This is a genomic window from Stenotrophomonas sp. YJH_SMC_101-4, from assembly GCF_059370395.1.
Map to the genome: position 1 here is coordinate 349,937 of NZ_JCAFTP010000003.1, position 23,804 is coordinate 373,740.

Below are 23,804 nucleotides of genomic sequence, written 5' to 3' on the forward strand. Positions count from 1 at the left end.
GTTTGCCACAGGGGCCGTACCGGTGTCGCCCTCGCGATGCCCCGGAATCCACCCATGACCAACCGTCCTCCCATGCGCGTGCAGGTCCGCCTGCCCGGCGCACCACAACCACCGGCCGACCGTCGCCGCCTGCTGGTGATCGGCGGCATCTGGCTGCTCAGCCTGGTACTGGCCGTGCTGGGTGGCTGCTGGATGGCCACGCCGCGCGACGCCCAGGGCCAGCGCCTGCAGGCTGCCGAGAAGCGTGCCGAGACGTTGCAGGCGCAGCTGACCGAATTGCGCCAGAAGCAGGCCACGCTGGAAGCCTCCGACCGCATCAGCCGCGCCGCCAACACCGAGGTGCAGTCCTCGCTGGCCGAGCGCGATGAGGAAATCGCCGGCCTGCGTGCCGACGTCGCCTTCTATGAGCGCCTGGTGGGCTCCACCAGCCAGCGCAAGGGCCTGAACACCCATTCGATCGAGTTCAGCCCGGAAGCGGCCGGCACCTGGCAGTACACCGCGGTGCTGACCCAGAACCTCAACCGTGGCGCCATCAGCCAGGGGCAGATGCGCTTCACCGTGGAAGGCGTCAAGAACGGCAAGCTGGCCACGATCAGCTGGGATGATCTGCACCAGCGCAGCAAGGTGCCGGGACAGGATTACTCGTTCCGGTACTTCCAGCAGCTCACCGGCAGCGTGATGCTGCCGGCTGACTTCACCCCGCAACGCGTGCGGGTGACATTGGGGAGTGGTACGGGGGGTACCACCCAGGTATTCGACTGGAAACAGGCCGGTGCGCCGGCCGCCAAAGGGGAGTAGGCAGATGTTCGGAAGCAGCAAATCCAACCGTGAAGGCCAGCTGGTGGTGGATGCCCTGATCGGCAACCAGGTGGTGATCCGCGGTGATGTGGAATTCAGTGGGGGCCTGTATGTGGAAGGCCGCATCCATGGCAAGGTGATCGCCGCCGAAGGCGCCAGTGGCGCGACCCTGACGGTCGCCGAGCATGGCGTGATCGAGGGCGAGATCCGTGCCCAGGTGGTGGTCATCAGTGGCCGCCTGGACGGCGACGTGCATGCCACCGAGAAGGTCGAACTGACCCCGAGCGCACGGGTCAATGGCAACGTCCATTACCAGGTGGTGGAGATGAATGCGGGCGCCCAGCTGAACGGTCGCCTGATCCATGCCAGCGCCCCGATGGCCGCCCTGCCGGCTCCGGAAGGCGAAGAGGCCAATGGTGGCAAGGGTGACACCGCCGCACGCCGCAAGCTGGCCGAGGCGATGGCTTGAAAGCCATCGTCGGCACCCCCATGCTGACGGCATGAGCACGCTAGTCTCCCTGCCCGGCGCCACCCCGGTTGCCGCGCCCGATTACCAGTCGCTGGAGCGCCCGCTGAACTTCACCGAGTCGGCGGCCGCCAAGGTCAAATCCCTGATCCAGGAAGAGGGCAACCCCGACCTGGCCCTGCGCGTGTACATCGAAGGCGGTGGCTGTTCGGGCTTCCAGTACGGGTTCGAGTTCGACGAGAACCGTGCCGAGGACGACCTGGCGGTACAGACCAGCGGGGTGACCCTGCTGGTCGACCCGCTGAGCCTGCAGTACCTGATGGGCGCCGAGGTGGATTACACCGAGAGCCTGACCGGTGCGCAGTTCGTGATCCGCAACCCGAACGCGAAGACCACCTGCGGCTGCGGCAGCAGCTTCAGCATGTAAGAGCCCTGTGGCCAGGATGTGCCAACCAAGGTGGGCACCTGCCAGAGCGGATCCGTAGATCCACGCCATGCGTGGATGCTCTGTGCCCTCCAGCCCACAACAGCAGATTGCGCACAGCGCCGACCTTGCCACCCGCATCGATTGGCGGCACGCTTGCCGGATGCCCAATACTTCTTCGCCGCTTTCCGGTTTTGCCTTCGTTGGCGAACCGCTGGAGCGCGCCGATGCCCTGCGCGACGATGCCGATGCACTGGCGCGCCTGTGGCCGGGCGCGCGCATTCTCGTGCTCGATCAGGACGGAAGCGCCTTCACCGGCGATGACGACCAGCCGCTGGCGCTGACCGGTGCCGACATCGGGGGTGGTCCCGGCTCCGCGATCTTCCTCGGCCTGCGCGGGGAACAAGCGTGGTTCTCGGTTGAAGCCGCCAGCGTCACCGTCACCGCACCACGTCGCCTCGACCTGCGCCAGGCCGCTCTGCTGTGGTCGATGGCCGATGCGACCGCCTTCAGCTATGCCCGCGGCATGTCCTACTGGCACTCGCGCACCCGCTTCTGCGGTGTGTGCGGCGGCGCCGTGGCGTTTGCCCGCGGCGGCTTCGTCGGTCGTTGCGCGCAGTGTTCCACCGAGCACTACCCGCGCGTCGACCCCGCCGTGATCGTCGCCGTGGAAAACCAGGGCCGGCTGCTGCTGGGCCGGCAGTCCAACTGGGCACCGCGGCGTTACTCGGTGCTGGCCGGCTTCGTCGAACCCGGCGAGACCTTCGAGCAGACCGTGGTGCGTGAAGTGCATGAGGAGAGCAAGGTGCGGGTGACCGCGTGCCAGTACCTCGGCTCGCAGCCGTGGCCGTTCCCGGGCGCGCTGATGATCGGCTTCCGTGCACAGGCGCAGGATGACCTGCCGACGGTGGATGGCGAGCTGGAAGACGCGCGCTGGTTCAGTGCCGACGAGGTGGGCGCGGCACTGGCACGCGATGTGGAGGACGATGGCCAGGGCATCCGCCTGTCGCCGCCGATCTCGATTTCGCGCGGCCTGATCGAACACTGGTACCGCCAGCAGAAGGGCTGAACCCGATCCTCTGCCGGTCCGGTCGTGGCAGCTGTATTGCCGCCACCTGAACACGGCCCGGGTTACAGTCCGGTTCACCGCTGAGGGCGCCGCTGCGACAGGTAAGGTAGCGGCGCCGAGCGTTCTGTTTCGTAGGGAGACCTGCCATGTTCACCACTCTGGCCGCCGTGCTGGTGGCACTGGCCCTGGGCCATGTTGCCCCGGCCGCTGCCGCCTCGCTGCGCCGTTTCGACGGCTTCCGGCGCTGGCTGGGCTGGCTGGACGCGCGCGGCGGCAAGGCCTGGCAGGGTCAGGCAGGCGTGGCCCTGGCATTGCTGCCGCCGCTGCTGCTGATGGTGCTGCTGGCGTGGTTGCTGCGCGGGGTGCTGTTCGGTCTGCCGTCGCTGTTGCTGGGCGTGGGCGTGCTGGCCTGGTGCTGGGGGCCACGCGATCTGGACCGCGATATCGAGGCCATCATCGATGCCGATGACGCGGCGACACGACAGGCGGCCGTGCGCAACCTGCAGTCGGCCGGGGGCAGCCTGCGCGAGGACGTGCCCTCGCTGGTCGAGGCGACCGTGCTCAATGCACTGCGGCGCTGGTTCGCGGTGCTGTTCTGGTTCCTGCTGCTGGGCCCGGCCGGTGCGCTGGGCTATCGCCTGCTGGCATTGATGGCGGAAAGCCCGATGCGTGCCCGCGTGCCGGTGGAGCCGCTGGCGCTGGCGCAGCGCCTGCTGGGCTGGATCGAATGGCCGGTGGCGCAGTTGATGGCGTTCTCGATGGCCCTGGTGGGCAACTTCGATACGGCGTGGAAGGCCTGGCGCCAGGCCCATGGTGAGCGCCTGGCCGGCAACATCGGGTTCCTGGGCGCGGTGGCGCGGGCCAGCGTCAACGCCGAGCTGCGCGAGGACGCGCACGATTACACCGAGGCGGGGCTGTTGCCGGTGTGGCAGCGGTTGCCGGACCTGCGCGATGCGATGAGCCTGGTGTGGCGGATGCTGCTGCTGTGGCTGGCGATCCTCGCCCTGCTGGTGATTGCAGGCTGGGTGACGTAGTGGCTTTTGCAGGGCTTGCAGCCCTGCACCTGCAGAGGCAACAGCAACGGCAACAGCAACAGCAACAGCAACAGCAACAGCAACAGCGGCTCTGGGTTGCTGAGGGTTGGGCGGGGCGGTGTGGGGCTGCAGGACACGCCGTAAACCCGTCCCTGGGGGCTCGATGGCGCCATCCATGGCGCCAACGGTCCTGCAGCCCCACACCGCCCCACCCCCGATGGTTTCCCGGTGGCGGTGGGTGACCTGCGATTGCGGGTAGGTGTCGACCTTGGTCGACACGGTAGATCCACGCCATGCGTGGATGCAGAGCGAAGCGATCCGCTTCCGCTTTTGATCTTCTCTTTCTTTTCCGTGGTGGACGCACACGGAAACTGTCCGTGGCCGGGCGGGTGGGCTGCGCAGGGGCGTGAGCCGCATGGATGCGGCGACCGAGCTTACATGGACGTACTTGCAGCGGCCCCTGCGCAGCCCACCCGCCCGGCCAACCCCGGCGCTTTTGCCTTCAGATACCGGCCCACCACGGGGGGGCTGCGCCGTTGGCTGGAAACCTAGACCGGTGCCAGTGCAGTGAACGGTGCCCACGGCAGGTTGCGCAGCAGCGCATACCCGGGCAGCACCCAGAGCCAGAACACGGGATTGGCCAGTACCCGCATCAGCGGGTCGAGCACGCGCGGGCGGATGCCGGCGATGTTCAGCAGCATCAGCAGCAGGAACGGCAGGCTGATGACCAGCAGCGGGTTCATCGCCATCGCGCCGGGCAGGTCGAAGTGGACCAGGGAATACAGGCAGCGCGTGCTGCCACAGCCCGGGCAGTACAGGCCGGTCAGGGCGTAGAGCGGGCAGCTCGGCAACGGATTGCCGGCGACATACGGATTGACGTTGCGCAGGACCACCGTGGCACCCACGGCCAGGCCGGCGGAAACCAGCAGCGGTGCCCAGCGGGCGAGTCGGGAACGGATGGGAAGCGCGGACATGCAACAACGGATCCGGCGCAGGCGCCGGATCCGTCCAGGCGTATCAGTAGCCGCTGTTGCTCATCGCGCCCATGCCGCCGAGCACAACGAAGAACAGCACGTACAGCACGACCACGACGACCCAGGCGATGGCCGACCAGATGGCCCACTTCTTGGCCTTGGCAGCCGAATCCTGGGCGCCGGCGATGTCGCCAGCGGCCAGCTTGCCGTTGACCTGGGCGGCGTAGACGATCGACACGATGCCGGCCGGCAGGCAGCAGAACAGGGTGGTCAGGATCGCCCAGACCAGGTTGTTCGGGACCTGCGGAGTAGCGGTGTTCATGGGTTCAAGCTCCTTGATGGGTGGTGGTGGTGAATCATTGGTCGGAAAGAGCGCCCAGTACGGCCAAGCCGCCGAACAGCCCGAACCACAACAGCAACAGGACCGGCAGGGCCACGGCCGAAGCCACCGCCCACCAGCCCGCCTTGCGCGACGCGCTGTAGGCCCCCGGCAGGTCGCCGGCCGCGCGGCGGCCATCGACCTGGGAGGCATAGACGATCGACACCACGCCCAACGGCAGGCAGCAGAACAGCGTCGTCAGGATCGCCCAGACCAGATGGTTGGGGATGTAGACCGGACGGCTGAGCGGTGGCGGTTGATTCAAAGCGAGACTCCATTCCTTGGTGGCCGGCCGTGATGTATCGGCCGGACCTCCCCCCTGTGGGTGCGTAATCTACCGCAACCGACGTTGCATGTATGCGTTTACAGTCAAATGTTGGCGCATACGCCCCTTGACTAGGCGCTATCAGACGAGCCCAGGAATGAAGCGGAGGCTGTCCTTATCGGGGGTATCGGAGAGTACTGTCGCTGGGAACGGTTACCGGCGGTCGCGGGGCCGATCAGGCGTGATCACCACGCAGGGCCTGCACCTGGGCCTCCAGCACCGGTGCGCTGGTGCTGTGGCCATCCACGGCCGGTGCGGCCACCACCTCGACGGTGGCACGGAAACGGCGTGGCACGCGCATCCGGCCAAGGCGGCTGTCGCGACGGCTCCACATGCTCGACCACATGCCGCGCAGCGCCATCGGCACCACCGGCACCGGCCGCCGTTCGAGGATCTTCTCGACGCCGGACTTGAACGGCGCCATCGCACCATCCTTGGTCAACGCACCTTCGGGGAAGATGCAGACCAGCTCGCCTTCGGCCAGCGCGGCGTCTATGTCATCGAACGCGCGCTGCATCAGCGCCGGGTCTTCGCGCGCGCCGGCAATCGGGATCGCCTTGGCGGTGCGGAAGATCCAGCGCATCACCGGGATGTTGAAGATCCGGTAGTACATGACGAAGCGCACCGGGCGCGGAATCGTCGCCGACAGGATCAGCGCGTCCATGTAGCTGACATGGTTGCAGACCAGCAGCGCGGCGCCTTCGTCGGGCACGTTCGCTTCGATGCCGTGCGGGCGCAGCTGGTACAGGGTGCGCACCATCAGCCAGCTGAGGAAGCGCATCAGGAATTCGGGGACGATGGTGAAGATGTAGATCGCCACCAGCGCGTTGGCGATGGCCAGCGCCAGGAACTGCTGCGGAATGGTCCAGTGCAGCAGCTTGTGCGCGGCCAGCGACAGCAGGGCTGCGCCGACGATGAAACCGGAATTCTGGATGTTCAGCGCGGCGAACACGCGCGACATCTGGGCCTTCGGTGTGCGGCTCTGGATCAGCGCGAACAGTGGCACCACGAAGATGCCGGTGAACAGGCCGATGCCGATCAGGTCGATGACGATGCGGATGCTGCCCGGCTGCTGCAGGAACGTGCCGATGGTCAGCCCGTGCACCGTTGCTTCGCCACTGCGGGCGAAGTACAGGTCGAGCAGGAACGCGGTCATGCCGAACGCACCCAGCGGCACCAGGCCGATTTCCACCGTGCGTGCCGACAGCTTCTCGCACAGCAGCGAGCCGATGCCGGTGCCGACCGAGAACAGGGCCAGCGCGAAGATGTACAGGGTCGGCTCACCGCCGAGGTTGGTCACGGCATAGGCTGGCAGCTGCGAGGTCAGCACGGTGCCGACGAACCAGAACCAGGACACACCCAGGATCGAATTGCGCACCGCCTTCTGCTGGCGCGCCATGCGCAGCACCGCAAGCGACTCCGGCAGCGGGTTCCAGTTGATCTTCAGGTTCGGGTCGCCGGCATCGACCTTGGGAATCAGGCGCGCGGCGATGTTGCCGCAGATGGCCAGCGCGATGATCGCGCACGCTGCCACTACGGTGCCGTGGCTGCCGGCCACGGTGAACACCAGGCCGCCGACGATCATGCCGGACAGGATCGACATCGAGGTGCCCATTTCAACCAGACCGTTGCCACCGGTCAACTCTTCGGGCTTGAGTACCGAGGGCAGTACCGAGTACTTCACCGGTCCGAACAGGGTTGACTGCATGCCGGTACAGAACAGCGCGACCAGCAGTACCGGCAGGCTCTGGGTGAGGAAGCCCGTGGCCGCCAGCGACATGATCACGATCTCCATGGTGGTGGTGATCACGATCAGTCGCGATTTTTCCAGTTTGTCGGCGATCTGCCCGGCCAGTGCCGAGAACAGGAAGTACGGCAGGATGAAGATGGCAGGTGCCAGCGTGGCATACAGCCCCAGTTCTTCCTCCGGTACGGCCATGAACAGCAACATGCTGATGATCGCCTGCCGGTACACGTTGTCGTTGAACGCTCCGAGCGCCTGGACGACGAAGAACGGCAGGAAACGGCGCTGGCGCAGCAGGGCGAACTGGTTGTGACCGGACATGGAGCCTCCTTGACCGGCGCAGCCTAGCATTCCTGCCTATCCGCTGTGGGTGCGGACCTGTGGGTGCGGACCGTTGGTCCGCACACTTTGAAAGATCTCAGACGATATCGTCGACCACGCCGCCATCCACGCGCAGTGCCGCACCGGAGGTGGCGGAGGCCTGCGGCGAGGCCAGGTACACCACCATGTTGGCCACTTCCTCGACCGTGGCGGTGCGCTGGATCACCGAAGACGGCCGGTGTGCCATCACGAACTCGCGGCCGATCTGCTCCAGTGGCTTGCCACTGCGCTGGCGTTCATCTTCGAACATCGCCGCGAAGCCGTCGGACAGGGTCGGGCCGGGCAGCACCGCGTTGACGGTGACGCCACTGCCGGCCACGCGCTTGGCCAGGCCGCGCGACAGCGACAGCTGCGCGGTCTTGCTGACCCCGTAATGGATCATGTCGACCGGAATGTTGCGTGCCGATTCGGAGGAGATGAACAACACGCGGCCCCAACCGGCTGCCACCATCGCCGGCAGCAACGCACGCGACAGGCGCACGCCGGACATCACGTTGGTCTGCCAGTAGCGCTCCCAGGTGGCGTCTTCGGTCTCGAAGAAGTCCTCGGGGCCGAAAATGCCGGCGTTGTTGACCAGGATGTCGACCTTGGGCAGTCCCGCCAGCAGCGTGTCGACGCCGGCGGCGTCGGAGAGGTCGGCGGCGAGGCCGATCACCTCGGCACCCGGAACGGCGGCGAGCAGGCGCTGGCGGGCGCGTTCGACGCTGTCGGTGCTGCGGCCATTGAGAATGACCCGCGCACCCGCTGTGGCAAGACCCTGGGCGATCGCCAGGCCGATGCCGGCGGTGGAGGCGGTGACCAGCGCCGTGCGGCCGGCGAGTTCGATCTTCATGGGGGAGTCCAGGACCAGGGGATCACCCAGTATCCGCGCGGAAACGTGATCGGGATGCATCGCCGGGCGCAACACACGGTTGCACACGGTGCAGTAGATCCACGCCACGCGTGGATGGGATGTCCGACCAGCGATGAGGGATCAGGTCAGGCTGGTTACCGCCTCATTCGCCGCCGCCCGCACCTTCGGCAGCATCCGCAGCACCAGCGCCATCTGCGTGCGGATCAGCTGCAGCTTCGGCGGCATCGCCTCACCGATCTGCTCCAGCTCGGCGGCCACCGCGCGGTCGGCGTCATTGTCGTCCTCGCTGACCGGCTGCCGTGCGGCCAGGGCCGAGGACAGCTGCTGCAGCGCCTTTCGCACGCGCTCACCGGCGGCCAGCGCCAGCGGATCACCGGCGTAACTGTCCACCTGGTCGCGGTGCGCACCCAGCGCCGAGAGATGGCCGAGCAGCATGTTGGACAACGCCAGGAAATGGAAACCGGCATCGAGGTTGCGGCGCACGTGGCCCGGTTCGCGCAGCATGTTCGACAGCGCGGTGGACAGCGCGGCATCGGCGTTGTGCATGTCGCGGCGGGCGATGCGGTAGGCCAGGTCATCGCGCATGCCGCTGCGGTACTGGCCCAGTACCGAATCCAGGTAGCGTGCGGCGGTGTCCAGCACGCGCGCCAGCACGAGGTGCAGCTGGCGGCCCTGCCAGTCGGGCAGGATCAGGAACGCGGCGGCGGCGGCAATCGCGCAGCCCAGCAGCGTATCGACCATGCGCGGCACGATCAGCACGAAGCCATCGCCGATCAGGTTGAAGCAGGTCAGGGCCATCACCGTGATCGCCGCCGATGCCACCAGGTAGCGGTCGGTGCGGGTGAAGAAGAACAACAGCGCCGACAGCAGCGCGATCAGCAGCTGCACGTGCAGCTGCGGGAACAGCTGCAGCAGCGCCCAGGTCAGCACCAGGCCGGCCACGGTGCCGACGATGCGTTGCGCCAGGCGCTGGCGGGTGGCACCGAAGTTGGGGCGGCATACGAACACGATGGTCAGCAGCACCCATGAGCCGTTCTGGGCATTGAACAGGCGGATCGCTGCGAAACCGGCGATCAGTGCCAATGCCATGCGCAGGCCGTGGCGGAACAGGACCGAACCGGGCGTGAGCTGCTGGCGCACGCGCACGCCCATCTCGCGAAGGGTGTGCGGGTTGCTGTCGCGCAGGCGGGTATCGACGTTGTCCAGGCTGGCCTCGGAACGCTCCGCATCCAGCAGGCGGCGCTCGATGCTGCGCAGGTTGTGCACGAGCAGGTCGAGCGAGCCGAGCAGTCGCTGCCACTGCGGCCGCTGCTGGTCGCGCAGGTAGGCCAGCGCATCGGCCAGATCGCGTCCGGCCTGCTGGTTGCTTTCGCCATACACGAATGGACGGCGCAGGCGGATCGCCTCGCCCAGCCGCGCGCAGGCCTGCCCCTGCAGGTCGAGCAGGCGCTGGCAGCGGTACAGCACATCGCTATGGAAGAAAGCATCGACCAGCGCACCGTACGGGTAGTGCGAGGAACTGGCGCGCTCGTGGAAATCCTGTGCCATGTAATAGAGGCGCAGGTACAGGCCGGAGTTCACGCCTGGCCGCCCGGAACGGCCGAAGCGGGCGAGGATCGCGGTCTTGGCCTCGTTCAACGCACCGACCACGCGCCGGTTCTGCTCGGCCAGGTCGAGCTGGCGACGTTGCAGGTCGGCCTCGCGCACCGGCTCGAACAGTGTTGCCTTCAACTGCAGGTAGCGGCCCAGTTCAACGTACAGGCGCGCCACGCGTTCGCGGACCGGACGGTTGGCGAACAGCGCGGTCCACAGGATCGACAGCAGGCCGTACCAGACCGCACCGGCCAGCAGGTGGCTGACCGCGTCCAGCGCGCTGTGCAGGTCGCTGGCACCGTGTTGTTCCAGGCCGATCATGGTGTAGATCGCCAGCGTTACCGTGGCCTGGGCGATCGACGCGTAGCGTTCGCCGAGCGCACCCAGCAGGGTCAGCCCGAACGTGGACAGCGCCAGCGCCCCGATGAAGATCCATGGCCAGGGGAACAGCCAGATCACCGACGCCGCGGCAAGGCAGAAGCACAGCAGCGACAGCAGTACCGCCTTGGTACGTCCCCACCAGTTGTCATCGGTCTCGGCGATGGCGCTGGCGATGATGCCGAGGAACACGCCGGGCAGGGCGGTGAGCGCATCCAGTTGCCAGCACACGGCAAGCGCTGCGGTCAGGGCGATGAACACGCGCAGGCCGTAGCTGGCCTTTTCGTGGGCCCACAGGCGGCTGAGGCGGGATTCGCGGGCGGACATGCAGGCTCGGTGGAAGGGTCTCCCACCATTATTGCGGGCTGCGCGTGAAATATGGAGTGCGGACCAACGGTCCGCACCCCCGGCGGTGCCGGGCCTTACATGTCGAACCGCACGCTCACCGCGAACGTACGCGGCAGGCCGACGCCGGCGTTGGACCAGTATTTCCGGTTGGCCAGGTTCTCGACGCTGGCGCGCACGGTCACCGGGTGGCCGGAGGCGAGCAGGCGATAGCCGATGCCTGCATTGACCAGCGTGTAGTCGGGCAGCTTCAGGGTGTTGTCGGCGTCGTACCAGACATCGCCGTAATAGCGCACGGCGGCGTAGGTCTCCAGCCCATCCACCCATGGCAGCTGGTAGGTGGCATGCAGTACTCCGCTCCAGCGCGCAGCACCTGCGGTGCGCTTGCCTTCCTGCGAGGCGCTGCCCGGAGACAACTTGTCGTAGGTCGGGTCCAGCCAGGTCACGCCGCCCCCCACCGTCAGCGCGTCTGTCACGTGCAGGTCGCCATTGGCTTCGATGCCTTCGTACAGCGTGATGCCGTCCTGCACCAGGCGAGGCAGGCTGCCGGCGATCAGCTGGTCGATGTTGGCGCCACGTTCCAGCCGGAACGCCGCCAGATTCGCATTCCAGCGTGCCGCCTCGACCTTCGCGCCGATCTCGTACTGCTTGCTGATGGTCGGGTCGAGCACGTCGCCGGCGTTGGCGTAGCTGTTGCCCACGCGGCTGCCCGCTTCCAGCGATTCGATGTAGCTGGCGTAGAGTGTGACCGCCTCGCTGGGCTTGAACATCACGGCGTAGGTCGGTGTGACCGGGTAGGTGTGGTAGCGGCCCTTGGTCTCGTAGTCGTTGTAGCGCCAGCCCGCCAGGACCGACCAGCCGCTGCCGAGATCGACGGTATCGCTCGCGAACACCGCCTGCTGCACGGTCTCGTCGCCGCGGGTCATCACCCGTAAACCCACGGCGTCATGGCGGATCGCGTGGCGCTGGTACAGGTTGGCGCGGCCGATCAGGCTCCATTCGTAGGGGCGGTCCCAGCCCAGCCCGGTCTGGTGGCTGATGCCCGCCACCACCTGATGCTGCAGGGGGCCGGTGCGGAAGCTGCCCTGCAGCATCGCCTGGGCCAGCTTCCACTCGCTCTTGCCACCCAGTTCGTAGACGTTGACGTCGTAGTCGCCGTTGGGATTGTCGATGTAGGCGAAGATCTTGTTGACGTCATTCCACGAGGTGGTGACGCCGTAACTCAGGCTGGCTTTCCAGTTGCTGTTGATCTGCCAGTTCAAGCCGGTCGACAGCAGGCTGGATCGGGTGTCGTAGTAGGTGCCGGGTACGCTGTTGTCGGTATCCCCGGCAATCGGTCGCGGCAGCGATGTCAGGCCACGGAAGTAGTACTGCGGCGACTCTTCGCGCAGATCGCGTGACTGGAACACGCCGTCGAAGGTCCAGGTCAGTACATCGCTCAGGCGCGCATCCAGCGACAGTGCGCCAACCTTGCGATCGACGTGCCCACCATTGAAGGTCTCGCCCTTTTCCTGGAAGGCGTTGAAACGGTAGCCGAACATCTGCTCGTTGCCGAAACGTCCGCCAACGTCGATGCCGCCGCTGACGATGCCCTGTTCACGCCAGCCCAGCTGGGCGGAGAAGGTGGGCGTGTCCGTCGGCTTCCTGGTGATGTAGTTGACGATGCCGCCGGGTGCACCGAACCCGTACAGGAAACCGCCCGGGCCTTTCAGCAGATCGACCTGTTCCATCACTTCCAGCGGCCATTCGGTACCCCAGGAAGAGACCTGCAGGCCATTGACGCGATAGCTGTCGAAATTCAGTTCGATACCGCGATTGCGGATGGGCGAGCTCCAGCCGCTGGCGTAGGCGCTGACCTGGGTGGTGACCGAGGGGTCGAGCAGGAAGGCTTCGCCCAGCGAGACCACCTGGCGCTGCTCGATCTGCTCGCGGCCAACAGCGGTGATCGCAAACGGAGTGTCGCGCAGGGCGCGGTCGCCCAGTGCGCCGGCGTCGGTATGGGTGCGTTCGGCGGTGACCTTCACCGCATCCAGATCGATGGCGTTACGGCTGACGGCCGGCGCTTCGGCATGGGCAGCGCAGGCGGCGGACAGGGCGGAGGCCAGCAGGGCCAGGCGGGGGAGACGGGAAGGCAGCATCGATGGTGGTCCTCGACGGACGGCCACAGGCCATCCGCCCACGGGTGGGGGAAGGGGCAGTGGCTGGGATCACGCAGGCTGGCCGGAGATGGCAGCGGGGCGCCGCGAAGGGGCGCAGGACCATGGCTGGATGAGAATTGTTCTCTTTTCGTTACGGCACGTCAAATCCAAAGCGGCGTGCGGACCAACGGTCCGCACCCACCAGAGGCAGGTGTTGCACTAGATCCACGCCGTGCGTGGATGGGCCCTTCTACGCCCGCTGCGCGCGCTTGAGCAGCTTCGCTTCGCGCCTGCGTGCGCGACGTGCCCGCCAGCGCTCGGCCAGGCAGGAGAAGATCACGTACAGCGCCGGCGTACTGAGCAGGGTCAGGCTCTGCGAGAACAGCAGGCCGCCGATCATCGCGATACCCAGCGGACGACGCAGCTCGGACCCTTCGCCCAGGCCGATCGCCAGCGGAACCGCCGCCAGGATCGCCACCATCGTGGTCATCATGATCGGGCGGAAGCGCACGATGCTGGCCTCGCGTGCCGCCTCGCGCGGTGCCAGTCCATGCTCGCGCTGCGCCACCAGCGCGAAGTCGATCATCATGATCGCGTTCTTCTTGACGATGCCGATCAACAGCACCAGCGCGATCATCGAGATCACCGACAGCTCGGTGTTGGTGCCGAACAACGCCAGCAGCGCACCCACGCCCGCCGCCGGCAGCGTGGACAGGATGGTGACCGGATGGATCAGGCTCTCGTAGAGCATGCCCAGCACCAGGTACACGGTCAGGATCGCGGCAAACACCAGGATCAGCATGTCGCTGGGATCGGAGTTGAACCCGAACCCCGCATCATCGGCCAGGCGGATGTCGCCGGGCATGCGCATGCCGGCCACGGTGGCGTCGATGATCGCCTTGGCTTCGCCCATGCTCACGTTCGGCGCCAGGTTGTAGCTGAGGTCCATCGTCGTGTACTGGTTCTCATGGGTGATCTGCGAAGGCGCCAGCCCCGGCACCTGCTTGGCCACCGCAGTGAGCGGCACCATGTCGCCGTTGCGCGCACGCACATGCACCTCGTCCAGTGCCGCCGGCGTAGCGGTCTGCGAGGGCAGGGCGTTGACCACCACGCTGTACTGGTTGATGTCCGAATAGATGGTCGAGATCTGGCGCTGGCCGAACGCGCCGTACAGGGCGCCGTCGATGGCGCCGACCGAAACACCCAGGCGGGCTGCCTTGGCACGGTCGATCTCGATGTTCTGGCGCAGGCCGGCATTGTCCACGTCGGTGCCGACGTCGCGCAGCTTCGGGTTCTTCTTCAGCTCCGCCTGCAGTTTGGGCAGCCATTCCTGCAGTGACGCCAGGTCATTGCCCTGCAGCGAGATGCGGTACTGCGCGCCCTGGCTGGAGCCACCGCCATCGTTGCTGGGCAGATCCTGGATCGCGCGCAGGCGCAGTTGCAGGTCGGGGTAGCGGTCGGCCTTCGCACTCAGACGCGCCAGGACATGCGCGGTGGTTTCGCGGCGGCCTTCCTTTCGCGACTTCAGCTCGACGTTGAACTGTGCGCTGGAGCCCTGGCGGCCGCTGCCCAGGCGCACGCCCACGGTCTTCACCGCCGGGTCGGCCATCAGCATGTCAGTGATGCGGCGCTGGCGGCTGACCATGTCCTCGAAGGAGACCGTAGCGCTGGAGTTGGCGCGGCCCCAGATCAGGCCGGTGTCCTGCGGCGGGAACGCGCCCTTCTTCACTGCACCGAACAGGAAGATGGTTGCACCGATCAGCAGCAGCGGTGTCAGCGACAGCAGCAGCGCATGGCGCAGCGAGAAGTCCAGGAACATGGTGTAGATGCGCAGCATGCGCTCGTGGCCGGCGTCCAGCCAGCGGCCGAAGCGTGACGGCGGCGCCGTGCGGTCGTGGGCGCTGAGGAAGCGGCTGCACAGCGCCGGGGTGAGCGTCAGCGAGACGATCATCGAGACCACGATCGCTGCTACCAGGGTGACGGTGAACTCGCGGAAGAACGCGCCCATCATGCCGCTGGCGAACAGCAGCGGAATGAACACCGCCACCAGCGAGGCAGTGATCGAGACGATGGTGAAGCCGATCTCGCGCGCGCCGGTCAGTGCCGCCTGCATCCGCGGCATGCCTTCGTCGAGGTGACGCATGATGTTCTCGATCACCACGATCGCATCGTCGACCACGAAGCCGATCGCGATCACCAGCGCCAGCAGGCTCAGGTTGTTCAGGGTGAAGCCCATCACGTACATCACCAGCGCGGCACCGGCCAGCGACAGCGGCACGGTTACGGCGGCGATCAGCGTCGGCGCCAGCCGGCGCAGGAACAGCGCCATGGTCAGCACCACCATTGCCAGGCTGATCAGCAGGGTGATCTGCACTTCATGCAGCGACGAGCGGATGGTCGGTGTACGGTCGAAGTACGGCGTCATCGTGGTGCCGGGCTGCAGGTAGTCGCGCAGCGCGGGAATCTGCGCCTTCACCCGGTCCACGGTTTCCACGATGTTGGCGCCGGCGCGGGTGAACACGTACATCACCACGGCGGGTTTGTGGTCGAACCACGCGGCCTGGTAGGCATCCTGCTGGCCGTCGTAGACGTTGGCGATGTCCTTCAGGCGGATCACCCGGCCATCGCCCTGGGTCTTCACCACCAGGTCGGCGAAGTCGGCCGCACGCGCGACCGAATCGTTGGCGATGATCGCGGTGGTGGTATTTCCATCGCTGAGGAAGCCGGTGGGCGAGGTCACGTTGGCCGCGCGTACGGCGTTGCGCAGATCATCGGCAGTCAGGCCCAGCGCGTTCATCAGGCGCAGGTTGACGTCCACGCGTACCGCCGGCGTCGAAGCACCGGCAATGTCGACCGAGGCAACGCCGCTGATCTGGCGGATGCGCTGCGCCAGCAGCGAGTCGGCGACGTTGTACAGCTCATCGGCCGACTGCGTCTGCGAGGTCAGTGCGATGGCGATGACCGGGTCGTCGTTCGGGTTCGCCTTCTGGTACATCGGCGATCCCATGCCCGAGGGCAGGTCGGCCTGTGCCGAGTTGATCGCGGTCTGTACGTCCAGCGCGGCCGAATCGATGTCGTGGCCGCTCTGGAAGATCATGAACACCAACGAGCTGCCTTCCGAGCTCGACGAGCGCATGCGGTCGATGCCCGGCAGCTGGCCGAGATGGCGTTCCAGCGGCGCGGTGACCGTGGACGCCATGGTTGCCGCATCGGCACCAGATTGGCTGGCGTGCACGAAGATCACCGGAATCTCGATGTTCGGCAGTGCCGACACGCCCAGGCGCAGGTAGCAGATCAGGCCGACCATGAACAGGCCGATGGCCAGCAGCGCGGTGCCGATCGGGCGGCGGATGAAGGGGCCGGACAGGTTCATCGTGCGGCCCCCCGCGGCAGCGGGGCGTGGATCATGCCTGCGGCTCCTGCAGCGATCCGTCGCGCAGTGCGCGCTGCTCGCGGCGGCGGGCAAGCCATTCGGAGAAGCGCTCCATGTACAGGTAGATCACCGGCGTGGTGTACAGGGTCACCAGCTGCGACAGCAGCAGGCCGCCGACGATGGCGATGCCCAGCGGGCGGCGCAGCTCCGAGCCGATGCCGGTGCCCAGCGCCAGCGGCAGCGCGCCGAGCATTGCCGCGGCGGTGGTCATCATGATCGGACGGAAGCGCAGCAGGCAGGCCCGGCGGATCGCTTCATGCGCATTGGCACCGGCGCGGCGCGCCTCGATCGCGAAGTCCACCATCATGATGCCGTTCTTCTTGACGATGCCGATCAGCAGCACGATGCCGACGATGCCATCCACCGACAGGCTCAACCCGCACAGCATCAGCGCCAGCAGCGCGCCGACACCGGCCGGCGGCAGCGTGGAGATGATCGTGATCGGGTGGATGTAGCTCTCGTAGAGCACGCCCAGCACGATGTAGATCACCACCAGCGAGGCCAGCAGCAGCCACACCACATCGGTCTGGCTGCCGGTGAATTCGGCGGCCTTGCCGATGAATTCGGCATGCAGGTGTGCCGGCATGTCCAGGCTGTCCTTGGTCTCCTGGATCGCACGCACGGCGTCGGACAGCGAATAGCCCGGCGCCACGTTGAACGAGACCGTCACCGCTGGCAGCTGCTGCTGGTGGCTGACCACCAGCGGCGCACTGCTGACCTTGCCTTCGGCCAGTGCCGAGAGCGGAATGATGCTGCCGGCGCCGACGGTGATGCCGGTGTTCTGCGCGCCGATGCCGGTAGCCGTCGATGAATTCGACGAGGTGACCTGGCCGAAGCTGGTGGCATTGGTGCCGGTCAGCGCACCGGCACCATTGGAGGCAACGGCCAGCTGTTCCATCAGCGCGGTGCTGGTGCGGAACTCCGGCGCCACTTCCAGTACAACCCGATACTGGTTGAGTTCGGTGAAGATGGTCGAGATCTGGCGCTGGCCGAACGCATCGTAGAGCGTGTCGTCGATGGTCTGCATCGGCACGCCCAGCACGCTGGCCTTGTCGCGGTCGATGTTCAGCTCGAGGGCGCGGCCCTGGTTGGACAGGTTGTTGTCGACGTCAGCCAGTTCCGGGCGCTTGCGCAGCGCTTCGGTCAGGCGCGTGGCCTGGGTGGCCACCGTCGCCGGATCGACGTCCGACAACGAGTACTGGTACTCGGTGGCGGCCACGCGGGTGTCCAGGGTTACGTCCTGTACCGGCTTCAGGTACAGCGCCACGCCCGGAATACCGGCCACCGCCTTCTGCAGGCGCGGCAGGATCTCATCCAGGCCATCGCGCTCGCCGCGTTCCTTCAGCACGATCGACAGCTGGCCCTGGTTGAGCGTGGGATTCATGCTGCCCGCGCCAATGAAGGCCGACACGCCGGTCACATCCGGATCCTGGCGCAGCGCTTCGGCGACCTGCCTGGTGCGCTGCTCCATCTGCGGGAAGGCGATGTTCTGGTCGGCCTGCACCACGCCGGTGATCAGGCCGGTGTCCTGTTCGGGCAGCAGGCCCTTGGGAATCAGCACGTACAGCAGCACGGTCAGCACCAGTGCGCCGCCGGCCACGGCCAGGGTCAGGCGCTGGTGGCCCAGCACCCAGTCCAGGCTGCGCTCGTAAAGGCCGACGGTGCGCGTCCACAGGTTCTGCGTGCCGGCCGCCGCCGCACGCTCATGCGCGTCCTCGCCCTCGGGCAGGGCGTCGGGCTTGAGCAGGTAGGCGCACATCATCGGGGTCAGCGTCAGCGAGATCAGCATCGACAGCACGACGGCGATGCTCAGCACCCACGCGAACTCATGGAACAGGCGGCCGGTGACGCCGGGCATCAGCAGCAGCGGCAGGAACACTGCCACCAGCGACACGGTCAGCGACAGCACAGTGAAGCCGATCTGGCGCGCACCGATCTCGGCCGCTTCCTTGCCACTCTTGCCCTGCTCGATGTAACGCACGATGTTCTCGATCATCACGATCGCATCGTCGACCACGAAGCCGGTGGCCACCACCAGCGCCATCAGCGAGAGGTTGTCCAGCGACATGCCGGTGAAGGCCATCACCGCGAAAGTGCCCGCCAATGACAGTGGCACGGCCACCGAGGGAATGATCGTGGCCCACAGCCGGCGCAGGAACACGAAGATCACTGCGACCACCAGGCCGATGGTGAGGATCAGGGTGAACTGCACTTCATGCACCGAGGCGCGGATGGTCTCGGTACGGTCGTTGAAGATCTCCAGGTGCACGTCGGCTGGCAGCACGCCCTGCAACTGCGGCAGGATCGCGCGGATGCGCTCGACGGTCTGCACGATGTTGGCGCCGGGCTGGCGCCGCACTTCCAGCAGCACCGCCGGCTTGCCATCGGCCCATGCGGCCAGCTGGTCGTTCTCCACGCCATCAACCACTTCGGCCACGTCGGACAAACGCACCGGACGGCCGTTCTTGTAGCTGATGATGGTGTCGCGGTACTCGGCGGCACTGGTGAGCTGGTCGTTGGTACCGATGCTGTAGGACTGGGTCTTGCCGTTCAGTGAACCCTTGGGTGCATTGACGTTGGCCTGGGTCAGCGCGCTGCGCAGCTCTTCCAGGGTCAGGCCCATGTTCGACAGCTGCGCCGGATTGACCTGGATGCGCACGGCTGGGCGCACGTTGCCGGCGATCGAGACCAGGCCGACGCCCTGCACCTGCGACAGGCGCTGGGCGAGGATCGAGTCAGCGTAGTTGTTGACGTCGCGCAGCGGGCGCGTGTCAGACGTCAGTTTCAGGGTGACGATGGCTGCGTCGGCTGGATTCACCCGGTTGTAGACCGGCTGGTAGGGCAGCGACGAGGGCAGGGTGGCCTGGCGGATCGCCGCCTGCACGTCCTGCGCGGCGATGTCGATGTCGCGGTCCATCGAGAACTGCAGGATGATCGTCGACAGGCCCGCCGACGAATCCGAGGTCATCAACTCCAGCCCGGAAATCTGCCCGAACTGGCGCTCCAGCGGGGTGGTGACCAGCGAAGCCATGGTGGTGGCATTGGCACCGGGGTACTGGGTGGTGACCACCAGGCTGGGTGCATCGATTTCCGGCAGCGCCGACACCGGCAGCTTGCGGTAGCCCAGGATGCCGAGCAGCAACAGGCCCGCCATCAACAGCGAGGTGGCGATCGGGCGGCGGATGAAGATCGTCGAAAAGCCCACGGACTGATCCTTGCTGGCACTTCAATGTCGGCGCCGGCAGGTGTGCCGGCGCGAGGGAGAACTGTGGCCTGCGCTCAGCGCGGGCCACCACCGCGACGGCCACTGCCGCCACCGTTCTTCTGCTCGGCCGCCTTCAGTTCGGCCTCGGTCGGTGCGACCGGGGTCTCGCCCGGCTTCAGCGCGGTGACCTTGCTGCCCGGCTTCAGGCGGAACTGGCCTTCGCTGACCACGCGCTCGCCGCCCTTCAGGCCTTCGGCGATCTGCACCTGGCTGTCGCCTACTTCCACGCCGCTGCGCACGGTCTGCATCTTCACCGTGTTGTCGCCCTGCACGACATAGACGTACTCGCCATCCGGCCCGCGCAGCACCGCCTGGGTCGGAATGACCACGCCGCCGGCAATCGTGCGCAGCTGCATGCGCACGTTGACGAACTGGCCCGGCCACAGGCCGTTGTCGGTGTTGTCGAAGATCGCGCGTGCCTTGAACGTGCCGCTGTCGGCACTGATCAGGTTGTCGACCACGTCCAGCTTGCCGTCACCGGACAGCACGTGCGAATCGGCGCGGTCCAGCGCTGCCACCGGCACCGCACCGGCGGCCTGCGCCTGGCGCACATCGCCGAGCTGGCGCTCGGGCAGGTTGAACAGCACGTGGATCGGATGGATCTGGGTCAGCGTGACCAGCGCGGTGCCGGCGTTGACCACGTTGCCGGCGTCGACCGCGCGGATGCCGGCGATGCCGGTGATCGGCGCGGTGACCTTGGTGTACTGCAGCTGTACCTGCGCCGAGCGCATGCTGGCCTCGTTCGCCGCGACTGCGCTTTCGTACTGTGCCACTTGGTTTCGCTGTGTATCCAGATCGGTCTTGGCGACGAACTGGCGATACTCCGGCGCGTTCGAGCGCTGGTAGTTGGAGCGCGCGGTGGCCAGCAGCGCCTCGTTCTGGCGCTTGGATGCCACCGCCTGGTCATAGCTGGCCTGGGCGGTGCGCGGGTCGATCACCGCCAGCACATCGCCCTTCTTCACTTCCTGGCCTTCGCGGAAGTTCAGGCTCATCAGCTGTCCGCCCACCTGCGGGCTGACGGTGACGGTGTTCATTGCCGTCACCGTGCCCAGCGCGCTGGCATAGACCGGCACGTCCTGGCGTGCCGCATCCACCACGGTGACCGGCACCGGGCCGGCATCCGGGTCTTCACCGCCCTGGCGCGCAGCTGCTGCCGCGCCACCGGCCTTGTCCTTGCCCCCGCCAAGTACGCGCAGGCCGACCACGGCCAGCACCAGTACCGCCACGACCAGCAGCACGATCTTCCAAACACGTGACATTACAAGGACTCCAAGAGGGCTGGACGGGGCGCGGCCCCGGTTGGCAATGCGCAAAGCATACCTGCGCCACATCACGTTTCCTGCATGACGGATGGGACGGGCGCTATGACCGGATCTGGCCGCGGAGGTTCCCGTGGCGGCGGCGTTGCCCTACATTCAGCTGGAACCCCCTTTGCCGTGGAGATTGCGATGCGCCGTTCGCTGCTGCTGTCCGCCCTGCTGCTGGCCCTGCCGGTCCTTGCCCATGCCCAGGACGGGCAACGCCCCGAAGTGACCGCCGCCGCCCAGCGCCTGCAGGCCAAGGTGGTCGAATGGCGCCGTGACTTCCATCAGCACCCGGAGCTGTCCAACCGCGAGGTGCGAACCTCGGCCGAGGTCGCCAAGCGCCTGCGTGCGATGGGCCTGAAGCCGAAGACCGGCATCGCCCACCACGGCGTGGTGGCGATCATCGAAGGCGGCAAGCCGGGCCCGAAGATCGCCCTGCGCGCGGACATGGACGCGCTGCCGGTGACCGAACAGACCGGCCTGCCGTTCGCCTCCAAGGCCACCGACCAGTACCGCGGGCAGACCGTGGGCGTGATGCATGCCTGCGGCCATGACGCGCACACCGCCACCCTGCTGGGCGTGGCCGAAGCATTGGTGGCGATGAAGAAGGACCTGCCGGGCCAGGTGATGCTGATCTTCCAGCCGGCCGAGGAAGGTGCACCGCCGCCGGAAGAGGGCGGTGCCGCACTGATGCTGAAGGAAGGCCTGTTCGCCGACTTCAAGCCGGAGGCGGTATTCGGCCTGCACGTGTTCTCCAGTGTGCAGGCCGGGCAGATCGCCGTGCGCGGTGGCCCGCTGATGGCAGCGTCGGACCGCTTCGGGATCAAGGTGATCGGTCGCCAGACGCATGGCTCGGCCCCCTGGAACGGCATTGACCCGATCGTCGCCACCGCCGATCTGGTCGGTACCGCGCAGACCATCGTCAGCCGCCGCGCCAATCTGTCCAAGCAACCGGCGGTGCTGACCTTCGGCGCGATCAACGGCGGCATCCGCTACAACATCATTCCCGATGAAGTGGAAATGGTCGGCACCATCCGCACCTTCGACGAAGGCATGCGCCAGCAGATCTTCGCCGACCTGCGCAACGTGGCCGAGCACACGGCGGCTGCGCACGGTGCCAAGGCGGTGACCGACATCTACGAATCGGAGGGCAACCCGGCCACGGTGAACGACCCGGCGCTGACCGCGAAGATGCTGCCGAGCCTGCAGGCGGTGGTGGGCAAGGACAACGTGTACGAGCCGCCGCTGCAGATGGGTGCGGAGGATTTCTCGCTGTACGCGAAGGAAGTGCCGGGCATGTTCTTCTTCGTCGGCTCCACCAGCGTGGGCATCGACCCGGCGACGGCGCCGGCCAATCATTCGCCGAAGTTCCTGCTGGATGAGAAGGCGCTGGATGTGGGATTGCGCGCGTTGCTGCAGGTGAGCCTGGATTACCTGCACGGTACCGGCACTCCGGCGGGGTGAGGGTTTCCGGCAGGGCTTGCAGCCCTGCACCCGCTCAAATCAACGTCAACGTCAAAAGCGTGCATTCCGCGGGATGGCGGGGTGGGTCCGGTTGAGGGGGACGCCGTAAACCCGTCCCTGGGGGCTTGGCCGCGGCATCCATGCCGCGGACACCCCCTCAACCGGACCCACCCCGCCTTCGACAGTTTCCTGCTGCTGTCAGAACGACATTCTGCTTTGGTAGGTGTCGACCTTGGTCGACACGGCGGACGTCATGAACGTCTGAAGGATCGGCTTTTGATCTTGATTTTCTGATCTTTCCCGTGGTGGCGCAGGAAACTGTCCGTGGCCGGGAGGGTGGGTTGGCTGGGGGCGTGAGCCGCATGGATGCGGCGACCGAGCTTACATGGACGTACTTGCAGCGGCCCCCAGCCAACCCACCCTCCCGGCCGACCCCGAGATCCTGCCCTGAACCACCACGGAGGGGCTCCGCCGTTGGCCGGCCCGGCCGAAGGCCCGCCCTCCGCGCGATACAATGACGCCCATGAACACCCCACAGGATTCCAGCCTCGGTCGCGAGGTCAGTTACCCGTCGCAGTACGATCCCGGCCTGCTGTTCCCCATCCCCCGCAGCGGCGCCCGCGCCGAGATCGGCCTCGATGACGCCGCGCTGCCGTTTGTCGGCCACGACCGCTGGCACGCCTTCGAGCTGAGCTGGCTCGACCCGCGTGGCAAGCCGCAGGTCGCCGTCGCCACCGTGCAGGTGCCATGCACTTCGCCGCGGTTGATCGAATCGAAGTCGTTCAAGCTGTACCTCAACTCCCTCAACAGCACCCGCATCGACAGCGCCGAGGCACTGCGCGAGCGCCTGGTGGCCGACCTGTCGGCCTGCGCCGGTGCGCCGGTCCAGGTCGAGTTCGGCCTGCCGGGCCTGCGTGAGACGCCGCTCGGTGAATCCATCGACGGGCTGGACGTGGAGATCGACTGCTACGGTCCGCCGCAGGCGGACTTCCTCGCCGCCGATGCGGGTGAGGTGGTGGAAGAGACCCTGGTCTCGTCGCTGCTGAAGTCCAACTGCCCGGTCACCGGCCAGCCGGACTGGGCCACGGTCAGCCTGCGTTACCGCGGGCCGAAGATCGACCGTGCCGGCCTGCTGCGCTATCTGGTCAGCTACCGCGAGCACGCCGAGTTCCACGAGCAGTGCGTTGAGCGGATCTTCAGCGAGGTGACTTCGCGCTGCCAGCCGCAGTGGCTGGAAGTGGAGGCCCGCTATACCCGCCGTGGTGGCCTGGATATCAATCCCTGGCGCGCCAGTCCCGGCATCGCCGCCCCGGCTGCGACCTACCGCGAACTGCGGCAGTAACCCAGCAGGCGGTTACCGGTCGTGCCGGCCGCTGGCCGGCAACCACGTGGAACCGGTGTCCAGGGCAAGCCGGCCAGCGGCCGGCACGACCGGAC

17 protein-coding genes are annotated in these 23,804 nt (G+C 66.9%); 7 read left to right on the plus strand and 10 right to left on the minus strand.

Features of this window, described 5'->3' with window-relative positions; genetic code table 11:
* Positions 1–54: 54 nt before the first annotated feature.
* The 5 genes from AC5P8D_RS12470 to ampE all read left to right on the plus strand — a co-directional run bounded on the left by AC5P8D_RS12470 (position 55) and on the right by ampE (position 3,791).
* On the plus strand, positions 55–798 hold the full coding sequence (locus AC5P8D_RS12470; protein ID WP_019336613.1) for a DUF6776 family protein: 744 nt from the start codon (positions 55–57) through the stop codon (positions 796–798).
* 4 nt (positions 799–802) lie between these two features.
* The gene (locus tag AC5P8D_RS12475; RefSeq protein WP_010482635.1) at positions 803–1,267 is read left to right on the plus strand and encodes a bactofilin family protein; all 465 of its coding nucleotides are present in this window, start codon (positions 803–805) and stop codon (positions 1,265–1,267) included.
* Between the two features lie 31 nt (positions 1,268–1,298).
* Entirely contained in the window at positions 1,299–1,691 is a 393-nt protein-coding gene (gene erpA, locus AC5P8D_RS12480) for an iron-sulfur cluster insertion protein ErpA (RefSeq protein WP_005419789.1), read from the plus strand.
* Between the two features lie 160 nt (positions 1,692–1,851).
* A complete protein-coding gene (gene nudC / locus AC5P8D_RS12485; RefSeq protein WP_019336614.1) occupies positions 1,852–2,757 on the plus strand; it encodes an NAD(+) diphosphatase in 906 nt (301 codons plus the stop codon).
* A 146-nt stretch (positions 2,758–2,903) separates the two neighbouring features.
* Positions 2,904–3,791: a regulatory signaling modulator protein AmpE gene (ampE, locus tag AC5P8D_RS12490; RefSeq protein ID WP_019336615.1), complete on the plus strand. Its 888-nt coding sequence runs from the start codon at positions 2,904–2,906 to the stop codon at positions 3,789–3,791.
* 548 nt (positions 3,792–4,339) lie between these two features.
* On the opposite strand, the gene AC5P8D_RS12495 is transcribed toward ampE, so the two are convergent.
* From AC5P8D_RS12495 to AC5P8D_RS12540, 10 genes are all read right to left on the minus strand, one after another.
* Positions 4,340–4,765 carry a DUF2752 domain-containing protein gene (locus AC5P8D_RS12495; RefSeq protein WP_159360651.1) on the minus strand — a complete coding sequence of 142 codons (426 nt, stop codon included), beginning with the start codon at positions 4,763–4,765 and terminating at the stop codon, positions 4,340–4,342.
* Positions 4,766–4,808: 43 nt separating this feature from the next.
* Positions 4,809–5,087 (minus strand): CD225/dispanin family protein, encoded by a 279-nt coding sequence (locus tag AC5P8D_RS12500; protein ID WP_006473644.1) that lies wholly within the window; start codon positions 5,085–5,087, stop codon positions 4,809–4,811.
* 34 nt (positions 5,088–5,121) lie between these two features.
* Positions 5,122–5,409 carry a CD225/dispanin family protein gene (locus AC5P8D_RS12505; protein ID WP_005419784.1) on the minus strand — a complete coding sequence of 96 codons (288 nt, stop codon included), beginning with the start codon at positions 5,407–5,409 and terminating at the stop codon, positions 5,122–5,124.
* Between the two features lie 235 nt (positions 5,410–5,644).
* Positions 5,645–7,534: an MFS transporter gene (locus AC5P8D_RS12510; RefSeq protein WP_159360650.1), complete on the minus strand. Its 1,890-nt coding sequence runs from the start codon at positions 7,532–7,534 to the stop codon at positions 5,645–5,647.
* A gap of 97 nt (positions 7,535–7,631) precedes the next feature.
* Positions 7,632–8,426, minus strand: a complete 795-nt coding sequence (locus AC5P8D_RS12515; protein ID WP_049453012.1) for an SDR family NAD(P)-dependent oxidoreductase — start codon at positions 8,424–8,426, stop codon at positions 7,632–7,634.
* Positions 8,427–8,567: 141 nt separating this feature from the next.
* Positions 8,568–10,745, minus strand: coding sequence for a YccS family putative transporter (gene yccS / locus AC5P8D_RS12520; RefSeq protein WP_159360649.1), 2,178 nt, complete (start codon positions 10,743–10,745; stop codon positions 8,568–8,570).
* A 95-nt stretch (positions 10,746–10,840) separates the two neighbouring features.
* Positions 10,841–12,901 (minus strand): TonB-dependent siderophore receptor, encoded by a 2,061-nt coding sequence (locus AC5P8D_RS12525; protein WP_049480659.1) that lies wholly within the window; start codon positions 12,899–12,901, stop codon positions 10,841–10,843.
* A gap of 250 nt (positions 12,902–13,151) precedes the next feature.
* The gene (locus AC5P8D_RS12530; protein ID WP_159360648.1) at positions 13,152–16,274 is read right to left on the minus strand and encodes an efflux RND transporter permease subunit; all 3,123 of its coding nucleotides are present in this window, start codon (positions 16,272–16,274) and stop codon (positions 13,152–13,154) included.
* 31 nt (positions 16,275–16,305) lie between these two features.
* A complete protein-coding gene (locus tag AC5P8D_RS12535; protein WP_100446879.1) occupies positions 16,306–19,539 on the minus strand; it encodes an efflux RND transporter permease subunit in 3,234 nt (1,077 codons plus the stop codon).
* A 74-nt stretch (positions 19,540–19,613) separates the two neighbouring features.
* On the minus strand, positions 19,614–20,858 hold the full coding sequence (locus AC5P8D_RS12540; RefSeq protein WP_053443605.1) for an efflux RND transporter periplasmic adaptor subunit: 1,245 nt from the start codon (positions 20,856–20,858) through the stop codon (positions 19,614–19,616).
* 189 nt (positions 20,859–21,047) lie between these two features.
* On the opposite strand from AC5P8D_RS12540, the gene AC5P8D_RS12545 reads away from it, so the two are divergent.
* The gene (locus AC5P8D_RS12545) at positions 21,048–22,367 is read left to right on the plus strand and encodes a M20 family metallopeptidase (protein WP_495203372.1); all 1,320 of its coding nucleotides are present in this window, start codon (positions 21,048–21,050) and stop codon (positions 22,365–22,367) included.
* 523 nt (positions 22,368–22,890) lie between these two features.
* Entirely contained in the window at positions 22,891–23,709 is an 819-nt protein-coding gene (queF, locus tag AC5P8D_RS12550) for an NADPH-dependent 7-cyano-7-deazaguanine reductase QueF (protein ID WP_010481022.1), read from the plus strand.
* Positions 23,710–23,804 lie beyond the last annotated feature (95 nt).